The sequence below is a fragment of the Streptomyces sp. NPDC046925 genome, assembly GCF_040644915.1.
Lineage (GTDB): Bacteria > Actinomycetota > Actinomycetes > Streptomycetales > Streptomycetaceae > Streptomyces.
In genome coordinates this window covers 85017-100768 of the sequence record NZ_JBEYWZ010000017.1, presented here as the reverse complement: position 1 = coordinate 100768, position 15752 = coordinate 85017, and the positions used below count along the sequence as shown (strand labels likewise).

The following is a 15752-nucleotide window of genomic DNA, read 5'->3' as shown; positions in this document are numbered from 1 at the left end:
GAGCCCCGCGCCCCAAGGGCCTACACCCCCGCCGCCCTCGCCTCCACGTACACCTCCGCCGCCAAGTCCTTCAGCTCCTCCGCGTCGCGCGTGCTGCCCGCCAGCTCGATGAGGATCTCCTCCGCCGCGCCCGTCGCGGCGTGGGCCGCCAGGTCCTCGACGATCTGGGCGACGTTGCCCCGGAAGGGGGCACGCTTCTCGCCCTCGTACGCGGTCGGCGTGTAGCGGGCGTTGACCCGCAGGACGCTCTGGACCGGCTCCGTGCGGCCCCGCTCGGCGGCCAGTTCCTTCAGTGTCTGCGCCTGCTCGGCCAGCTGCTCGGCGCCCGTGCCGATCGGCATCCAGCCGTCCGCGCGGTCGACCAGCCTGCGCAGGGCGCGCGGGCTGTTCGCGGGCAGCAGGATCGGGATGGGCCCGGCGGGCTTGGGGCCGATCACCGAGGGCGCGATGGTGGTCAGCTCCCCTTCGTACGACACCGGGTCCGGCCCCCACACCGCCCGGCAGACGTCGATCATCTCGTCCAGGACCTTGCCGCGCTTCTCGAAGGGCGCCACCCCCGCGGCGGCGTACTCGTCGTGGGACCAGCCCGTGCCGAGGCCCGCGACGACGCGGCCGCCGCTCGCCGCGTCCAACGTGGCCAGGGTGCGCGCCAGTTGGAAGGGAACGTGCAGCGGGGCGATCAGGACGCTGGTGCCCAGGCGGGCCCGCTCGGTGGCGGCCGCGGCCAGGGTCAGCGTGACCAGCGGATCGGCCACCGAGCGGTACGTGTCGGGCCAGGGCAGGCCCTCGATGCCGTACAGGCCCTGCGTCGCGGGCTCGGGGAACAGGATGCGTTCATAGACCCACAGGCTCTCGTACCCGATCTCCTCGGCCGCGCGGGCCACGGCCGGGACGTCACGTCCGATGCTGTACTGCCGGCCCTGCGGGAGGCCGAGCCCGAGTCGTGTGGCCATGCTGGTGCTCCTTCGCATCCGGGGTCACTGGTTTCAACGTACAGCTATTGCGGGGGAGTTCGCCGGTGCCGGGAGCGGGGCAACCGGATCAGTCCGGCAGGGGAGTGAGGAGCATCCGGCCCACGAGACCGACCGCACCGTCCAGGCGGTCGCGGAACTGCTCGGCCACGAGCGGCAGTTCGCGCAGGGCCTGCATCGCCAGGGCCGTCGCCCACGCGCCGTCCCTGGCCCGCTCCAGACTCCACGAGCCGAGCAGATGGGTGAGCGGATCGGCGACCTGGAAGAGGTCGGGACCCGGCATCAGATCCTCGCGGATGCGCTCCTCCAGGGAGATGAGGATGTCGCCCACGCGGTCGAACTCGTCGGCCAGATCGGCCGGTTCGCAGCCGAGCGTACGACAGGTGTCCACGACGGCCAGCGGAAGGTCGTGCCCGATGTGCGCGTTGATGCCCGCGAGCGCGAACTGCAGCGGACGTACGCCGGGATGGCGCCGGAGTTCGAACAGCGGCCGCCAGCAGGCGGGCGGCCTGCGGTCGGCGGCCGCCGCGTCGACCGCCGTCAGATAGCGCTCGGCGAACAGGACGTCCAGCGTGATCGCGGCTCCGCGATCCGGGAAACTCCCGCTGTCCACGTGCCGGGCGACCTCCTCGGTGACCGACAGATAGACCCGGTTGAAGACCCCGACCCCGTCGCCCGAGGGGAAACCGTCCCCCAGGGCACGCATCCGCGTCGCCACGCCGTCCACCCCGTGTGCCGGGCCTGCGAACTCCGCGAACCGCTCCAACTGCGCCATGACGGCAGGGTCCCAGTCCTAGGCTGGCCCGAGTGCCGCCGCACCGGACGCTTCCCCAGAACGAGGGAACGGCGATCGTATGTGCCCCCGGGGGAGGGGGACCGGCATGCACGCCGTGTCAGGGGGACGCGGGGGAGGGGGAGGCGAAGACCGTGGCAGGCAAGCGTGCACGACATCGCGGCGGGCGCCGGGCCGGACGCGTCCGCGCCGCGCGCCATGGCGTGATGGTCGCCGTGGCCTCGGTCGTGGCCGCCGTCGGCGCCGTCGCCGGAATGGTCTCCGCCCTGGACGAGGGCGGCGGCGAGGACCGGGCGCGCCCGAAGGTGACGAAGTCGCCGACGCTCGAACCGCTGCCCGCGGTGCCGACGCCGTCCGCGTCGGAGTCCCCCTCGGCGAAGCCGTCGCCCGCGCGATCCTCCGCCGCGCCGCGACCGGAGCCGACGCCGAAGCCTTCGACGCGCCGACCCCAGAAACCGAGCACGGCAGCCCCCGCGGCCGGCTCCCTCTACCGGCACGGCGATTCCCAGGTCATCGACTGGGTCAGGGCCCACCGCGGCGACCCCCGGCGGCCGCTCATCGAGTCACGGATCGCCGCCCGGCCCGCGGCCGTGTGGTTCGCGGACTACGAACCGGGGACCATCACCTCGCGGGTGCGCGCGGTGACGTCGGCCGCCGGGAACCGGGTGCCCGTCGTCGTGCCGTACGCGATTCCGGACCGTGACTGCGGGGGCGCGTCCGAGGGCGGGGCGCCGGACCTCGCGGCGTACGACGCGTGGATCGAGAAGTTCGCCGCGGGCCTCGGCTCGGGCGAGGTCATCGTCATCCTCGAACCGGACGCGATCGCCCAGTCCGAGTGCCTCGACGCCGAGGGGCGCACCGCCCGCAACGCCTCGCTCGCCCGCGCCGGGCGCACCCTGAAGGCGGCCAACCCCGGGGCCAGGGTCTATTACGACGCCGGGCACTCCGGCTGGAACTCCGCGGCCGAGCAGGCCGGACGGCTGCGCGCGGCGGGCGCCGCGTCCGCCGCTTCGTCCGACGGCGTCTTCACGAACGTCTCGAACTTCCGCCGCACCGCCGACGAGGCCGCCTACGCCCGCAGGGTCCTGTCCGCGCTGGGCGGCCCGGCGGGCCTGGGCGCCGTCATCGACACCAGCCGCAACGGCAACGGCGCCCCGGCGGACGGCGAGTGGTGCGACCCGGCGGGCCGGGGGCTCGGGCAGAACCCGACGCTGCGTACCGGCGACGCCCGCATCGACGCCTATCTGTGGATCAAGCTGCCGGGCGAGTCCGACGGCTGCCGGGGCGAGCCGGGGACGTTCTCGCCGGGCTACGCCTACGACTTGGCGCGCGGCTGAGAGCCGCCGGTGCCCGGCCCGGTGGCCTCGCCGCCGCCATCGGCATCGTCGCTCTTGTCGTACGTGGACGTGCCCGAATCGAGCAGCGGCTCCTGCGACTTGAGGTGCGGCGGGGCGAAGGCGCGCAGGACGTGATAGCCGGTGATCACGACGATCGTGCCGAGCGCGATGCCGCTCAGTTCGAAGTTGTCGGTGATCTTCAGCGAGACACCGCCGACGCCGATGATGATGCCCGCGGCGGCCGGGACCAGGTTCAGCGGATTGCGCAGGTCGACCCCCGCGTTGATCCAGATCTGGGCGCCGAGCAGGCCGATCATGCCGTAGAGGATGACGGTGATGCCGCCGAGCACACCGCCGGGGATGGCCGCCACGACCGCGCCGAACTTGGGGCAGAGGCCGAAGAGCAGGGCGAAGCAGGCGGCGGCCCAGTACGCGGCCGTGGAGTAGACGCGGGTCGCGGCCATCACGCCGATGTTCTCGGAGTACGTGGTGTTGGGCGGGCCGCCGACCGCGGTGGAGAGCATGGACGCGGCGCCGTCGGCGGAGATCGCCGTGCCGAGCTTGTCGTCCAGGTTGTCGCCGGTCATCTCGCCGACCGCCTTGACGTGCCCGGCGTTCTCCGCGACCAGGGCGATGACCACGGGCAGCGCCACGAGGATCGCCGACCACTCGAAGCTCGGCGCGTGGAAGGACGGCAGGCCGATCCAGTCGGCGTTGCCGACGGCGGAGAGGTCCAGACGCCAGTGGTCGACGACCTTGCCCGAGCCGTCCGCCGAGTGGATCTTGCCGAAGGTCAGGTCGAGGACCCAGGACAGGGCGTACCCGAAGATCAGCCCCAGGAAGATCGCGACGCGCGACCAGAATCCGCGCAGGCAGACCACGGCCAAACCGGTGAACAGCATCACCAGGAGCGCCGTCCACTGGTCCTGCGGCCAGTACGTGGAGGCGGTGACCGGCGCCAGGTTGAAGCCGATCAGCATGACGACGGCGCCGGTGACGATCGGCGGCATCGCGGCATGGATGATCCGCGCCCCGAACTTCTGGACGGCCAGGCCCACCAGGAACAGCGCGGCGCCGACCACGAAGACCGCGCCCGTCACCGTCGCCGACGAGCCGCCCTGCGCGCGGATGACCGCGGCCACGCCCACGAAGGAGAGCGAACAGCCCAGGTAGCTGGGCACCCGGCCGCGGGTGGCGAGCAGGAAGATGACGGTCGCCACGCCCGACATCATGATCGCGAGGTTCGGGTCGAGGCCCATCAGGACGGGCGCCACGAAGGAGGCGCCGAACATGGCGACCACGTGCTGGGCGCCGAGCCCGAAGGTCCGCGGCCACGACAGCCGCTCGTCGGGACGGACGACGGCTCCGGGCGCGGGGGTGCGCCCGTCGCCGTGCAGTCTCCAGCGCACGCCGAGATCCATGGTTCTGTTCCGCTTTCTGTGCGCCGAGCCGTGGGCCTGACCCGTGTCCGGGAATGGCCCGTGAAAATGACCGGAAAGATCAGCGCAATGTTAGTGCGGCATAAGTTCGGCTACCCGTCGGGGCCGAACGCGGATGCGGATACGGGCGCGGGCGCGGGTGCGGCGGCGGGCTCAGGGGCGCGGGCCCGGCGCCGCTGAGCCCGCGGCATCCGCGGAAGCGGCCGCTCCGGCCTCGCGGCCCTCCGTGCGCAGGACACCCGCGAACACCGCGAGCCCGCAGGCAAGGACCGTCACCAGGCCGAAGGAGACCACCAGGCTCGTCGCGTCGGCGAGCGTGCCGATCGCCGACGGGGCGATCAGACCCGACGTGTACGTGATGGTGGCGACGCCCGCGATGGCCTGGCTGGGATTGGGGCCGCTGCGCCCGGCCGCGGCGAACGCGAGCGGCACCACGACCGCGATGCCGAGCCCGAGCATCGCGAAGCCGCACATGGCGACCGCCGGATGCGGCGCCACCACCACGAGCAGTCCGCCGAGCGCCGCGACCACGCCGCCCGTGCGCACCGTGCGGACCGATCCGAAGCGGTCGACCACCGCGTCTCCCGCGAGCCGGGCGATCGCCATGGTGAGGGTGAAGCCGGTGGTGCAGGCGGCGGCGACACCGGCGGAGGAGTCGAGGACGTCCCGCAGATAGACCGCGGACCAGTCCAGGCTCGCGCCCTCGGCGAAGACCGCGCAGAAGCCGACCGCGCCGATCAGGAGCGCCGACTTCGGCGGCAGCGAGAAGCGCGGCGGCGCCGCTTCCTCGGGCTCGGCCTGCAGATCGAGCACGCCCTGGCAGGCGACGAGGCCGATGACGGTGAGCGTCACCGCGGCGAGCGCGTGGTGCAGACGGGCGTCCGAGCCCAGATGCGCGGCGACCGTGCCGGCCGCGGAGCCGATCAGGGCGCCCACGCTCCACATGCCGTGCAGGCCCGACATGATCGACTTCTTCATGCGGGTCTCGACCTCGACACCGAGGGCGTTCATCGCCACGTCCGACATGCCCGCCGTCGCGCCGTACACGAACAGGGCCGCACAGAGCGTGAGCAGGTTCGGGGCGAGCGAGGGCAGGATCAGGGCCATCGTCCACAGGGCGAGCAGCCCGCGCAGGGCCGTCCGCGCGCCGAAGCGGTGGCTGACCCAGCCCGCGAGCGGCATCGCCACGGAGGCGCCGATCGCGGGGAAGGCGAGGGCGATACCGAGCAGGCCCGCGCTGAGCCCGGCGTGCTCCTGGATCCAGGGCACGCGGGTCGCGAAGGAGCCGGTGACGGCGCCGTGCACACAGAAGACGGCGGCCACGGCATACCGCGCCCGCCTCAACTGCCTTACGTCCAGGATCACTTCACTCATCGACTCTCCGCCCCTCCCGAGTACCGCCCCGCTCCGGCGACGTAAACTATCAGGAACCCTGCCTGATAGTTAGCAGGTTTATGGAAGGATCCCGGCATGCCCGCATCACCGAGCACCGCCCGGGCCATCAACGACCGGCTCGCCCTGGGGCTCCTGCAGCGCGAAGGGCCGCTGACGGCCAACCAGTTGAAGCAGCTCACCGGCCTGTCCCGGCCCTCGGTGGCCGACCTCGTCGAGCGCCTCCAGGGCTCCGGTCTGATAGCGGTCGTGGGGGAGGCGGGTGCCCGGCGCCGGGGACCCAATGCCCGGCTCTACGGAATCGTCGCCGACCGGGCGCACCTCGCCGCCCTCGACGTACGCGCCGACGGGGTCTCCGTGGTCGTCACCGATCTGCTCGGCGCGGTGCTCGCCGAGGCCTCCGCGCCCATCGGCGGCGACACCGGCACCGGGACCGCCGTCGAGCGGGCCGTCGCCCTCGTCGAGCGCACCGCACGGGACGGCGGTGTCCGGCGCCTGCACACCGTGGCGATCGGCGCGCCCGGCCTCATCGACCCCGCCACCGGTGAGCTGCGCGGCACCAGCGGGCTCCCCGCCTGGCACCGCCGTCTCGCCGGAGCCCTCCAGGAGCGGCTCCCGGCCCGCGTGCTCGTGGAGAACGAGACCAACCTCGCCGCCCGCGCCGAACAGCGCGAAGGCGCCGCCCACGACCGCGACACCTTCGTGCTCCTGTGGCTCGGCGAGGGCGTCGGCGCCGCCGTCGTGCTCGACGGACGACTGCGCCGGGGTGCGTCCGGCGGCACCGGCGAGATCGGTTTCCTGCCGGTGCCCGGCACCGAGCAACTGCCCTCCGCCACCCGATGTGACGGCGGCTTCCACTCGCTGGCCTGCGCCGCCGCGTTCCGTGACCTTGGCGATGAGCACGGGATCCTGAAGCCGGACGCGAGCGCCGCCGACGTGGTGCGCCACGCCGCCGAGACCGGGCACGAGGCCTACCTCGACGCGGCGGCCGACCGGATCGCCGTCGGCGCCGCGGCCATGGCCGCGATCCTCGATCCCGGCTGCGTGGTCCTGGGCGGCGAGGTCGGCCGCGCGGGCGGCGACGTGCTCGCCGCCCGGGTGGCCGACCGCCTCGCCGCCATGTCACCCCTGCACACCGAGGTACGGGCGAGCCCGCTCGGCGGCTCCGCGGTACTGCGCGGCGCGCTGCTCGCCGCTAGGGACGCGGCGCAGGACGAGCTGTTCGGTCCGCGCCACCAGGCCGGGACGGGCGCCGCGCGCTGAGCCACAGCAGCCAGGCCGGGAGCAGGACGGCGCCCCCGAGCAGGCCGAGCAGCATCACCGTCGACCCCGCGGAGAGCCCGCCCGGATGCGTGGAGTGGAAGACCAGGTGCGGCACGGTGAAGGTCAGATCGGCGACCAGCGCCACGGAGACAAGACGCGGCTCCATGCTGCGCGCGGCCGCCGCCGAGACCACCCCCAGGGCGACCCCCATCGCGCCCAGGTCACGCATCAGGTGCTCGTTGTACGGCGGCAGCGCGGAGACCCACAGCGAGCCGTAGAAGGACCGGGGTGCGAACAACTGCCAGAACCCGACGCCGAACTGCGACAGGGCGAGCAGCCCCAACCCCCACCGGAGCAACGACGACCCGCCACCGGCCGCCCCGGCACCCGGGTGTCCGCCTCCGCCGGACACGGACACCTCCGGAGTCGGCCTCCCGCTCATCGCCGCACGTCCTGACGCGCCGCGAGGAATTCCTCGAAGGTGCCCTCGCCCACCGCCCGGCCGGGGGTCAGATGGCCGCCCTCGCGCAGGGCGCGGTACGTCTTTCCGGCGAGCCGGACCGGCAGCAGCGGGCGCCGCTTTCCCGTCGCCCGCAGATAGGCGCGGGCCAGGTCCTCGAACGTGCGGACCTCGGGTCCTCCCATGTCAGGGACCCGGCCGGCGGGCGGCGCCGCCGCCAGCTCCGCGAGCCGCAGGGCCACTTCGCCCACCGCGACCGGCTGATCGCTGACGCCCGCGGGCACCGGCATGACCGGCAGCTTCGCCGACGTCTCCAGGATGTTCAGGACCAGGTCGTGGAACTGCGTCGCCCGCAGCACCGTCCAGCCGATACCCGACTCCTCGACCAGCTTCTCCACGGCGAGCTTCGCGCGGTAGTAGCCGAGCGGCACCCGGTCCACGCCGACGATCGAGATGTAGACCAGATGCGGGACCCCGGCCCGCCGCGCTGCCTCGACGAGCAGGCCCGCGGCCCGCTCGTCCCCGCCGCGCGGCGCGCTCGCGCAGTGCACGATCACGTCCGCGCCCGCCACGGCCGCGTCGAGACCCGGGCCGCCCTCCCGCAGGTCGACCGCGTACGGCGGAGTGCGCCGGCTCAGGACACGCACGTCGTGTCCGTCCGCGCGCAGCCGCCCGACCAGCGGGCGGCCCAGCGTTCCGGTGCCGCCGGTCACCAGGATCGTGCTCATGGGAGAGCTCCTTCGTGAGGGGGACGCCCGAACGGCGTCCGTCACCGGCTGAGAACCGCGCAGCCCTCAGGAATGTGACAGCTGCCCCGCGACGAAGCCCAGCTTGTCGGGATTGACCACCGCCCGCACCTCGCTGACCAGGCCGTCCCTGAACACGAACGCCGCGACGCCCACGACCGCCCCCGCCATCCGCGCCACCACCGCGGGCGCGCCGTTGACCTCGGCGTACGAGAGATCCATGGCGTACGCGAAGTTCTCCATGCCGCCCACCAGGAACCGCAGCACCTTGTCGCGGCCCCGGATCGGCCGGCGCGCGGCGGTCACCTTGCCGCCGCCGTCGCTCCACCACGTCACGTCCGCCGCGAGCATCTTCTCCAGGCCCGCGAGATCCCCCTCGCGGGCCGCCGCGACGAACGACTCCACCAGTGACTCCCGCCGCCGCGCCGCCGCGTCGAACCGCGTGCGTCCGTCGGTCACCGCCCGCACCGCCCTGCGGTACAGCTGACGGCAGTTGGCCTCGCCGATGCCGAGCACACCGGCGATCTCCCGATGGCTGTACGCGAACGCCTCCCGCAGCACGAACACCGCACGCTCGACCGGCGTCAGCCGCTCCAGCAGGATCAGGAGCGCCATCGACACCGCGTCCCGCTGTTCCGCCGACTCCAGCGGACCGAGCGCGCCGCCCGATGTGACGACCGGCTCCGGGAGCCAGGGCCCCGCGTACTCCTCGCGTCGCGCACGGGCCGAGGTCAGCCGGTTCAGGCAGAGGTTGGTGACGACCTTGGCCAGCCAGGCGGCGGGCCGGCCCACGCTCGCGCGATCCGCGCCGATCCAGCGCAGATACGCGTCCTGAACGGTGTCCTCCGCCTCCTGGGCGGAGCCGAGCATGCGGTAGGCGAGCGAGAACATGCGAGGGCGGTGCGACTCGAATTCCTCGGCCAGTGCTGCGGTGGTCACGCGCTCAGCGTGCCAGAAGGGCCGACCGTCACCGCCGGTCAGAGGGCTGTCACGCGCTGCTGTGAGCCAGGCCACAGGCCATCGCCCGTATGGGCGTCGATCAGGCGTGGCACACTGGGCTCGTACCAAAAGCAGCGCACTCCGGGGTCGGTGTAATTCCGAACCGGCGGTTACAGTCCGCGACCCGACCGCTTCCAGCGGCCGGTTGACCAGGTGAAATTCCTGGACCGACGGTGAAAGTCCGGATGGGAGGCAGTGCGCGGCGGGCGGGCATTCGTGCACGTCGCCGAGTGGCTTGTTTTTGGGATACCCGGATTCCGGGTCTCCCGGGAGAGGTCTCGTTTCCGGCGACGCTCCCGGTGTCGCAGTCCGTACATTCTGTCGTCATCGACAGGCCCCGGAGTCCGTGCCCGAAGAGGCAGGAGGACCCGGTGGCCACCGCAGCCGCAGCGAACGACCATGAGCGCACCGCCATGCGTCGCGCCATCGAGCTCGCCGCCCTCGGACTCGGCTCCACCAGCCCCAACCCGGTCGTCGGATGCGTGATCATCGACGCCTCCGGAGAGACCGTCGGCGAGGGCTACCACCAGCGCGCCGGCGGCCCGCACGCCGAGGTGCACGCCCTGCGCGCGGCCGGCGAGAAGGCCCGCGGCGCCACCGCACTGGTCACCCTCGAACCCTGCAACCACACCGGACGCACCGGCCCCTGCGCGCAGGCGCTCGTCGACGCCGGGATCGCCCGCGTCGTCTACGCGGTCGGCGACCCGAACCCCGCCGCGACCGGGGGCGCGCAGCGACTGCGCACCGCCGGAGTCGACGTGGAGTCCGGGCTCCTGGAGGCCGAGGCGGCGGCGGGCAACGCCGCCTGGCTGACCTCCGTGCGGCTCGGCCGCCCGCACGTCACCTGGAAGTACGCGGCCTCGCTCGACGGCCGTATCGCCGCCGCCGACGGCAGCAGCCGCTGGATCACGTCCGCCGGGGCCCGCGCCGACGTCCACCGGCTGCGCGCCGAGTGCGACGCCGTCGTCGTCGGCTCCGGCACCCAGCGCGCCGACGACCCGCACCTAGCCGTGCGGGGCATCGAAGGCGCCGTCCAGCCGCTGCGCGTCGTCGTCGACACGAACGGCACCGCGGTGGCGCCCGGCGCCCGCGTCCTGGACGACACGGCGCCCACGCTCGTCGCGATCGCGGAGAACGTGATCGCCGCGGACGTGACCGCCGGGAGCCAGGCGGAAACGGTCCGACTCCCCCGCGCCGAGGGCGGGTTGGACGTCCCGGCCCTCCTCGACGAGCTCCACACCCGCGGCGTGCGTTCCGTGCTCCTCGAAGGCGGACCGACCCTCGCCGGAGCCTTCGTCGCCGCGGGCGCCGTCGACCGCGTCGTCGCCTACCTCGCCCCCGTCCTGCTCGGCGCGGGCCCCGCCGTCCTGACCGGCGGCGGAATCACGACCATCACCGAAGCGTTGCGGCTCGACGTGAGCGAGACCGTCCGTATCGGCCCCGACCTGCGCGTCACCGCGACCCTCGTAGCGAAGGAGCACTGAAGTGTTCACCGGAATCGTCGAAGAGCTGGGCGAGATCACCGCCGTCGAGAACCTGGACGACGCGTCCCGCTTCCGCGTCCGTGGCCCCGTCGTCACCGACGGCGCGAAGCACGGCGACTCCATCGCGGTCAACGGCGTCTGTCTGACGGTCGTGGAGCACGAGGGCGAGGAGTTCACCGCCGACGTGATGGCCGAGACCCTGAACCGCTCCAGCCTCGGCGCGCTCGCGGCGGGCTCGCGGGTCAACCTGGAGCGGCCCACCGCCGTGGGCGACCGCCTGGGCGGCCACATCGTGCAGGGGCACGTTGACGGCACCGGCGAGATCGTTGACCGCAAGCCCTCCGAGAACTGGGAGATCGTCAAGATCTCGCTCCCCGCGGACCTCTCCCGCTACGTGGTGGAGAAGGGCTCCATCACGGTCGACGGCGTCAGCCTGACCGTGGTCGACGCCGGGCCCGACTACTTCACCATCAGCCTCATCCCCACCACCCTCGCCCTGACCACGCTCGGCATCAAGCAGCCCGGCGACCCGGTCAACCTCGAGGTGGACATCATCGCGAAGTACGTCGAGCGCATGCTCGGCGACCGTGCCGCCGCTGCCCCGGCTGCCGCTCCCGCTCAGGAGGCCACGAAGTGAACTGGCTCAACTCCGAAGCCTTCACGGCCTTCGGGCAGCACGTGATCTGGTCCGACATGGTGGGCAACACCGTCGGCCTGATCGCCCTCGCCCTCGGCTGGCGGCGCTCCGTGTGGACCTGGCCCGCCCAGTTCCTCTCCGGCGTCATCCTCGTCGGGGCCTACGCCTCCGCCCACCTCTCCGGCGGTGTCGGCAAGCAGCTGCTCGTCATCGGCGTGGCCCTGTGGGGCTGGCGCCTGTGGAGCAACGGCAAGCAGCAGGCGCAGGACGGCTCGATCGCCGTCCGGTTCGCGACCTGGAAGGAGCGCGGGGTGCTGCTGGGCGGCACGGCCGTCGGCACCCTCGCGGTCGGCGCCCTGTTCTCCGCCGTTCCCGACCTGTCCTGGAATCCCTGGCCCGACGCGTACATCTTCGTCGGCACGCTCGCCGCGATGGTCGCCCAGGCCCGCGGTCTGGTCGAGTTCTGGTTCGCCTGGCTCCTGGTCGACGTGGTCGGCGTACCGCTCGCGTTCAGCAGCGGCCTCGCCTTCTCCGGTCTCGTGTACGTCATCTACCTCGCGCTCGTCCTGTGGGGCATGCGCGACTGGTGGCTGCGGTCGCGCAGCGCGTCCTCGCAGCCCGTCATGGAAGGAGCCCCGGCATGAGCGCGGCACCTGTTTGGTACAGCACCGGGCACGAAGAGGACGCCTCGGACCTCGCCCTCGACCCCGTAGAGGCGGCCATCCGCGACATCGCCGCCGGGCGGCCCGTCGTGGTCGTCGACGACGAGGACCGCGAGAACGAGGGCGACCTCGTCATCGCGGCCGAGAAGGCGACGCCCGAGATCATCGCCTTCATGATGAGCGAGTGCCGCGGCCTCATCTGCGCGCCCATGGAGGGCGACGAGCTGGAGCGGCTCAAGCTCCCGCAGATGGTCGAGCACAACACCGAGTCGATGCGCACGGCCTTCACGGTCTCCGTCGACGCGAGCGGCGCGCACGGCGTCACCACCGGCATCTCGGCCGCCGACCGCGCCACCACGCTCCAGATGCTCGCGTCGGGCACGTACGAGGCCGGCGACTTCGTGCGCCCAGGCCACATCTTCCCGCTGCGCGCCAAGTCCGGCGGCGTCCTGGTGCGCAACGGCCACACGGAGGCCGCGGTCGACCTGGCCCGGCTCGCCGGTCTGCGCCCGGCCGGGGCCATCGTCGAGATCGCGGGCGAGGACGGCACGATGCTCCGCCTGCCGGAGCTGATCCCCTTCGCGCGCAAGCACGGCCTGACGATCATCTCCATCGAGGACCTGATCGCCTACCGCAGCAGCTCCGAGCCGACGGTCCGCCGCGAGGCCGAGGTCCGTCTGCCCACCGCCTTCGGCGAGTTCACGGCGTACGGTTACCGCTCCACCGTCGACGGCGTCGAGCACGTCGCCCTCGTGCACGGCGAGATCGGCGAGGGCGACGACGTCCTGGTCCGCATCCACTCCGAGTGCCTGACCGGCGACGTCTTCCACTCCCTGCGCTGCGACTGCGGCCCGCAGCTCGAAGCGTCGATGCAGCGCATCACGGACGAAGGCCGTGGCATCGTGGTCTATCTCCGCGGCCACGAGGGGCGTGGCATCGGCCTGCTCTCCAAGCTGCGCGCCTACGAACTCCAGGAGCGCGGCAGCGACACCCTGGACGCCAATCTGGAGCTCGGCCTGCCCGCCGACGCCAGGGACTACGGCGCGGGCGCCCGCATCCTGGACGACCTCGGCGTCCGCAGCGTGCGCCTGATGACGAACAACCCCGACAAGACCGACGCGGTGGTCCGGCACGGCATCGAGGTCACCGGACGCGAGCCCATGCCGGTCAAGGCCGGCGAGCACAACCTCCGTTACCTGCGCACCAAGCGGGACCGGATGGGTCACGACCTGCCCTGGCTGGACGCCCCCGAGGTGTCCGCCTGCGGCAATCAGTAAGCAACGTACGAAGAACCATCGAGCGACCAGGAGAAGCGCGTGAGCGGCAAGGGTGCACCCGAACTGAGCGTGAAGAACTGCGGAGACCTGCGGGTCGCGGTGATCGCCGCCCAGTGGCACGAGAAGGTCATGGACGGCCTCGTCGACGGCGCGCTGCGCGCCCTGCACGAGCTCGGCATCGACGAGCCGACCGTCCTGCGCGTGCCCGGCAGCTTCGAGCTGCCGGTCGTCGCCAAGGTCCTCGCCGGACGCGGCTACGACGCGATCGTGGCCCTCGGCGTCGTCATCCGCGGCGGAACCCCGCACTTCGAGTACGTGTGCCAGGGCGTCACCCAGGGGCTGACCCAGGTGACGGTGGACACCGGAGTGCCCGTCGGCTTCGGCGTCCTCACCTGCGACACCGAGGAGCAGGCCCTGGACAGGGCGGGCATCGAGGGCTCGCGCGAGGACAAGGGCCACGAGGCGGTCACCGCCGCCGTGGCCACCGCGACCACGCTGCGTACGATCTCCGAACCCTGGCGGTGAGCGGGTCCGGAGAGCCGCGTAAAGTAAGAGCCATCATGTCCAAGAAGACTTTCGAGGAGCTCTTCACCGAGCTCCAGCACAAGGCAGCCAACGGCGACCCCGCCACGTCGCGCACCGCCGAGCTGGTCGACAAGGGCGTCCATGCCATCGGCAAGAAGGTCGTCGAGGAGGCCGCCGAAGTCTGGATGGCCGCCGAGCACGAGGGCAAGGAAGCCGCGGCCGAGGAGATCTCGCAGCTCCTCTACCACGTGCAGGTGATGATGGTCGCCCGCGGCATCTCCCTCGACGACGTGTACGCCCACCTCTGAGCCGTACGCTCCCACCGCCCGATTCTCCCGTCACGCAAAGGAATCCGACCTCATGCTGCGCATCGCCGTCCCCAACAAGGGTTCACTGTCCGGACCTGCGTCGGCGATGCTCCATGAGGCCGGATACCAGCAGCGCAAGGAGTCCAAGGAGCTCGTCCTCGTCGACCCGGACAACGAAGTCGAGTTCTTCTACCTCCGGCCCAAGGACATCGCGATCTATGTCTCGGCCGGCAAGCTCGACATCGGCATCACCGGCCAGGACCTCCTGATCGACTCCGGCGCGAACGCCGAGACGATCCTGCCGCTCGGTTTCGCACGCTCCACCTTCCGCTTCGCCGCGAAGCCGGGCACCGCGAGCACCATCGCGGACCTCGCGGGCAAGACCGTCGCGACCTCGTACGAGGGAATCGTCGCCAAGCACCTCGCAGACAGCGGCGTCGACGCCTCCGTCGTCCACCTGGACGGCGCGGTGGAGACCGCCATCGAGCTGGGCGTCGCGCAGGTCATCGCGGACGTCGTGGAGACCGGCACCTCGCTGCGCAACGCGGGCCTCGAAGTGTTCGGCGAGCCGATCATGAAGTCGGAGGCGGTCGTCATCCGCCGCACCGGCGCCGACACCGACGACCCGAAGGTGCAGCAGTTCCTGCGCCGCCTCCAGGGCGTCCTGGTCGCCCGGTCGTACGTGATGATGGACTACGACTGCCGGGCCGAGCACCTGGAGCAGGCCGTCGCCCTCACGCCCGGCCTGGAGTCGCCGACGATCTCGCCCCTGCACAACGAGGGCTGGGTCGCCGTCCGCTCCATGGTCCCGGCCAAGGAGGCCCAGCGGATCATGGACGACCTGTACGCCATCGGGGCGCGGGCCATCCTGACCACGGCCATCCACGCCTGCCGCCTCTGATTACCCGGCAGGAGACCCCGGCCATGACCCAGCAGTCCGACACCCCCGCCCTGCCCGTCACCTTCCGGCCGGGCCGGACCCGGGCGGTCCTGCTCACCGCGGGTGCCGCGATCCTCGTGGTGCTCACGGTGATCTCGCTGCTCATCCCCGGCCTCAGCGCGGGGGAGCGGCTCAGCTTCATCTTCACCGGCGTGCTGCTCTTCGGTGTGCTCGCGCTCCTGAGCAGGCCCAAGGTCGTCGCCGACGAATCCGGCGTGACCGTCGTCAACATCGCCACCAGCAGGCGCCTGGACTGGGCCGAGATCGTCCAGGTCAATCTGCGTCCCGGCGACCCGTGGGTGTTCCTCAATCTCAGCGACGGCACCAGCCTCCCCGTCATGGGCATCCAGCCGGGCATCGCCAAGCAGCGGGCCATCAGCGACGCCCGTGCGCTGCGTGCCCTCGCCGAGGACCGCGCCCCGCAGGGCTGACGTAGGTGGCCGGGTCTTGATTAATCTGGTGGCGGGGCACGCATGGTGTGCCGCCCCGCCCCTGTCGGGCCCGCCCGGTCCACAGGGG

Annotated in this window: 17 protein-coding genes and 1 riboswitch; of the genes, 10 read left to right on the top strand and 7 right to left on the bottom strand. The window is 72.4% G+C overall.

What is annotated here, in order from left to right:
- Positions 1–20: 20 nt before the first annotated feature.
- Together ABZ906_RS41285 and ABZ906_RS41280 are read right to left on the bottom strand one after the other, a co-directional pair.
- Positions 21–953, bottom strand: a complete 933-nt coding sequence (locus ABZ906_RS41285) for an LLM class F420-dependent oxidoreductase (protein ID WP_361192447.1) — start codon at positions 951–953, stop codon at positions 21–23.
- Between the two features lie 88 nt (positions 954–1041).
- A complete protein-coding gene (locus ABZ906_RS41280) occupies positions 1042–1746 on the bottom strand; it encodes a DUF5995 family protein (RefSeq protein ID WP_361391664.1) in 705 nt (234 codons plus the stop codon).
- Between the two features lie 224 nt (positions 1747–1970).
- Here ABZ906_RS41280 and ABZ906_RS41275 point away from each other — a divergent pair, with 224 nt between their 5' ends.
- Positions 1971–3101, top strand: coding sequence for a glycoside hydrolase family 6 protein (locus tag ABZ906_RS41275; RefSeq protein ID WP_361391801.1), 1131 nt, complete (start codon positions 1971–1973; stop codon positions 3099–3101).
- Here ABZ906_RS41275 and ABZ906_RS41270 read toward each other — a convergent pair.
- Together ABZ906_RS41270 and ABZ906_RS41265 are read right to left on the bottom strand one after the other, a co-directional pair.
- The gene (locus ABZ906_RS41270) at positions 3080–4522 is read right to left on the bottom strand and encodes a solute carrier family 23 protein (protein WP_361391662.1); all 1443 of its coding nucleotides are present in this window, start codon (positions 4520–4522) and stop codon (positions 3080–3082) included. The two genes, ABZ906_RS41275 and ABZ906_RS41270, sit on opposite strands and share 22 nt — an antisense overlap.
- A gap of 171 nt (positions 4523–4693) precedes the next feature.
- The gene (locus tag ABZ906_RS41265; RefSeq protein ID WP_361391659.1) at positions 4694–5914 is read right to left on the bottom strand and encodes an MFS transporter; all 1221 of its coding nucleotides are present in this window, start codon (positions 5912–5914) and stop codon (positions 4694–4696) included.
- Between the two features lie 96 nt (positions 5915–6010).
- Between ABZ906_RS41265 and ABZ906_RS41260 the strand changes: the two genes are divergently transcribed.
- A complete protein-coding gene (locus ABZ906_RS41260; protein ID WP_361391656.1) occupies positions 6011–7195 on the top strand; it encodes an ROK family transcriptional regulator in 1185 nt (394 codons plus the stop codon).
- Here ABZ906_RS41260 and ABZ906_RS41255 read toward each other — a convergent pair.
- From ABZ906_RS41255 to ABZ906_RS41245, 3 genes are all read right to left on the bottom strand, one after another.
- Complete coding sequence (locus ABZ906_RS41255) at positions 7128–7637, bottom strand: hypothetical protein (RefSeq protein ID WP_361391653.1); 510 nt, start codon at positions 7635–7637, stop codon at positions 7128–7130. The two genes, ABZ906_RS41260 and ABZ906_RS41255, sit on opposite strands and share 68 nt — an antisense overlap.
- Positions 7634–8383, bottom strand: coding sequence for an NAD(P)H-binding protein (locus ABZ906_RS41250; RefSeq protein ID WP_361192252.1), 750 nt, complete (start codon positions 8381–8383; stop codon positions 7634–7636). Before ABZ906_RS41250 ends, ABZ906_RS41255 begins: the two co-directional genes overlap by 4 nt.
- A 66-nt stretch (positions 8384–8449) precedes the next feature.
- Positions 8450–9340: an RNA polymerase sigma-70 factor gene (locus tag ABZ906_RS41245; protein ID WP_361391650.1), complete on the bottom strand. Its 891-nt coding sequence runs from the start codon at positions 9338–9340 to the stop codon at positions 8450–8452.
- Positions 9341–9472: 132 nt separating this feature from the next.
- Positions 9473–9603: riboswitch (FMN riboswitch) on the top strand.
- A gap of 210 nt (positions 9604–9813) precedes the next feature.
- Here ABZ906_RS41245 and ribD point away from each other — a divergent pair.
- The 8 genes from ribD to ABZ906_RS41205 are packed head-to-tail and all read left to right on the top strand — an operon-like array spanning position 9814 to position 15664.
- Positions 9814–10884 (top strand): bifunctional diaminohydroxyphosphoribosylaminopyrimidine deaminase/5-amino-6-(5-phosphoribosylamino)uracil reductase RibD, encoded by a 1071-nt coding sequence (gene ribD / locus ABZ906_RS41240; protein WP_361391798.1) that lies wholly within the window; start codon positions 9814–9816, stop codon positions 10882–10884.
- 1 nt (position 10885) lies between these two features.
- Positions 10886–11521, top strand: a complete 636-nt coding sequence (locus ABZ906_RS41235) for a riboflavin synthase (protein ID WP_361391647.1) — start codon at positions 10886–10888, stop codon at positions 11519–11521.
- A 56-nt stretch (positions 11522–11577) separates the two neighbouring features.
- The gene (locus ABZ906_RS41230; protein WP_361192744.1) at positions 11578–12165 is read left to right on the top strand and encodes a nicotinamide mononucleotide transporter family protein; all 588 of its coding nucleotides are present in this window, start codon (positions 11578–11580) and stop codon (positions 12163–12165) included.
- Entirely contained in the window at positions 12162–13460 is a 1299-nt protein-coding gene (locus ABZ906_RS41225; RefSeq protein WP_361391645.1) for a bifunctional 3,4-dihydroxy-2-butanone-4-phosphate synthase/GTP cyclohydrolase II, read from the top strand. Before ABZ906_RS41230 ends, ABZ906_RS41225 begins: the two co-directional genes overlap by 4 nt.
- A gap of 39 nt (positions 13461–13499) precedes the next feature.
- Positions 13500–13985, top strand: coding sequence for a 6,7-dimethyl-8-ribityllumazine synthase (ribH, locus tag ABZ906_RS41220; protein ID WP_361192242.1), 486 nt, complete (start codon positions 13500–13502; stop codon positions 13983–13985).
- 35 nt (positions 13986–14020) lie between these two features.
- Positions 14021–14293: a phosphoribosyl-ATP diphosphatase gene (locus ABZ906_RS41215; RefSeq protein WP_055564821.1), complete on the top strand. Its 273-nt coding sequence runs from the start codon at positions 14021–14023 to the stop codon at positions 14291–14293.
- Between the two features lie 52 nt (positions 14294–14345).
- On the top strand, positions 14346–15194 hold the full coding sequence (gene hisG / locus ABZ906_RS41210; RefSeq protein ID WP_361192240.1) for an ATP phosphoribosyltransferase: 849 nt from the start codon (positions 14346–14348) through the stop codon (positions 15192–15194).
- Positions 15195–15217: 23 nt separating this feature from the next.
- Entirely contained in the window at positions 15218–15664 is a 447-nt protein-coding gene (locus ABZ906_RS41205) for a PH domain-containing protein (RefSeq protein WP_361391642.1), read from the top strand.
- The last annotated feature ends 88 nt before the right edge of the window (positions 15665–15752 follow it).

Excerpts from the sequence above, each read along its gene's own strand:
- ABZ906_RS41260 (WP_361391656.1), top strand. The coding sequence starts at position 6,011 with ATGCCCGCATCACCGAGCACCGCCCGGGCCATCAACGACCGGCTCGCC.
- ABZ906_RS41265 (WP_361391659.1), bottom strand. The coding sequence starts at position 5,914 with ATGAGTGAAGTGATCCTGGACGTAAGGCAGTTGAGGCGGGCGCGGTAT.
- ABZ906_RS41215 (WP_055564821.1), top strand. The coding sequence starts at position 14,021 with ATGTCCAAGAAGACTTTCGAGGAGCTCTTCACCGAGCTCCAGCACAAG.
- ABZ906_RS41205 (WP_361391642.1), top strand. The coding sequence starts at position 15,218 with ATGACCCAGCAGTCCGACACCCCCGCCCTGCCCGTCACCTTCCGGCCG.
- ABZ906_RS41255 (WP_361391653.1), bottom strand. The coding sequence starts at position 7,637 with ATGAGCGGGAGGCCGACTCCGGAGGTGTCCGTGTCCGGCGGAGGCGGA.
- ABZ906_RS41280 (WP_361391664.1), bottom strand. The coding sequence starts at position 1,746 with ATGGCGCAGTTGGAGCGGTTCGCGGAGTTCGCAGGCCCGGCACACGGG.
- ABZ906_RS41225 (WP_361391645.1), top strand. The coding sequence starts at position 12,162 with ATGAGCGCGGCACCTGTTTGGTACAGCACCGGGCACGAAGAGGACGCC.
- hisG (WP_361192240.1), top strand. The coding sequence starts at position 14,346 with ATGCTGCGCATCGCCGTCCCCAACAAGGGTTCACTGTCCGGACCTGCG.
- ABZ906_RS41270 (WP_361391662.1), bottom strand. The coding sequence starts at position 4,522 with ATGGATCTCGGCGTGCGCTGGAGACTGCACGGCGACGGGCGCACCCCC.
- ABZ906_RS41275 (WP_361391801.1), top strand. The coding sequence starts at position 1,971 with ATGGTCGCCGTGGCCTCGGTCGTGGCCGCCGTCGGCGCCGTCGCCGGA.
- ribD (WP_361391798.1), top strand. The coding sequence starts at position 9,814 with ATGCGTCGCGCCATCGAGCTCGCCGCCCTCGGACTCGGCTCCACCAGC.
- ABZ906_RS41250 (WP_361192252.1), bottom strand. The coding sequence starts at position 8,383 with ATGAGCACGATCCTGGTGACCGGCGGCACCGGAACGCTGGGCCGCCCG.
- ABZ906_RS41285 (WP_361192447.1), bottom strand. The coding sequence starts at position 953 with ATGGCCACACGACTCGGGCTCGGCCTCCCGCAGGGCCGGCAGTACAGC.
- ABZ906_RS41230 (WP_361192744.1), top strand. The coding sequence starts at position 11,578 with ATGGTGGGCAACACCGTCGGCCTGATCGCCCTCGCCCTCGGCTGGCGG.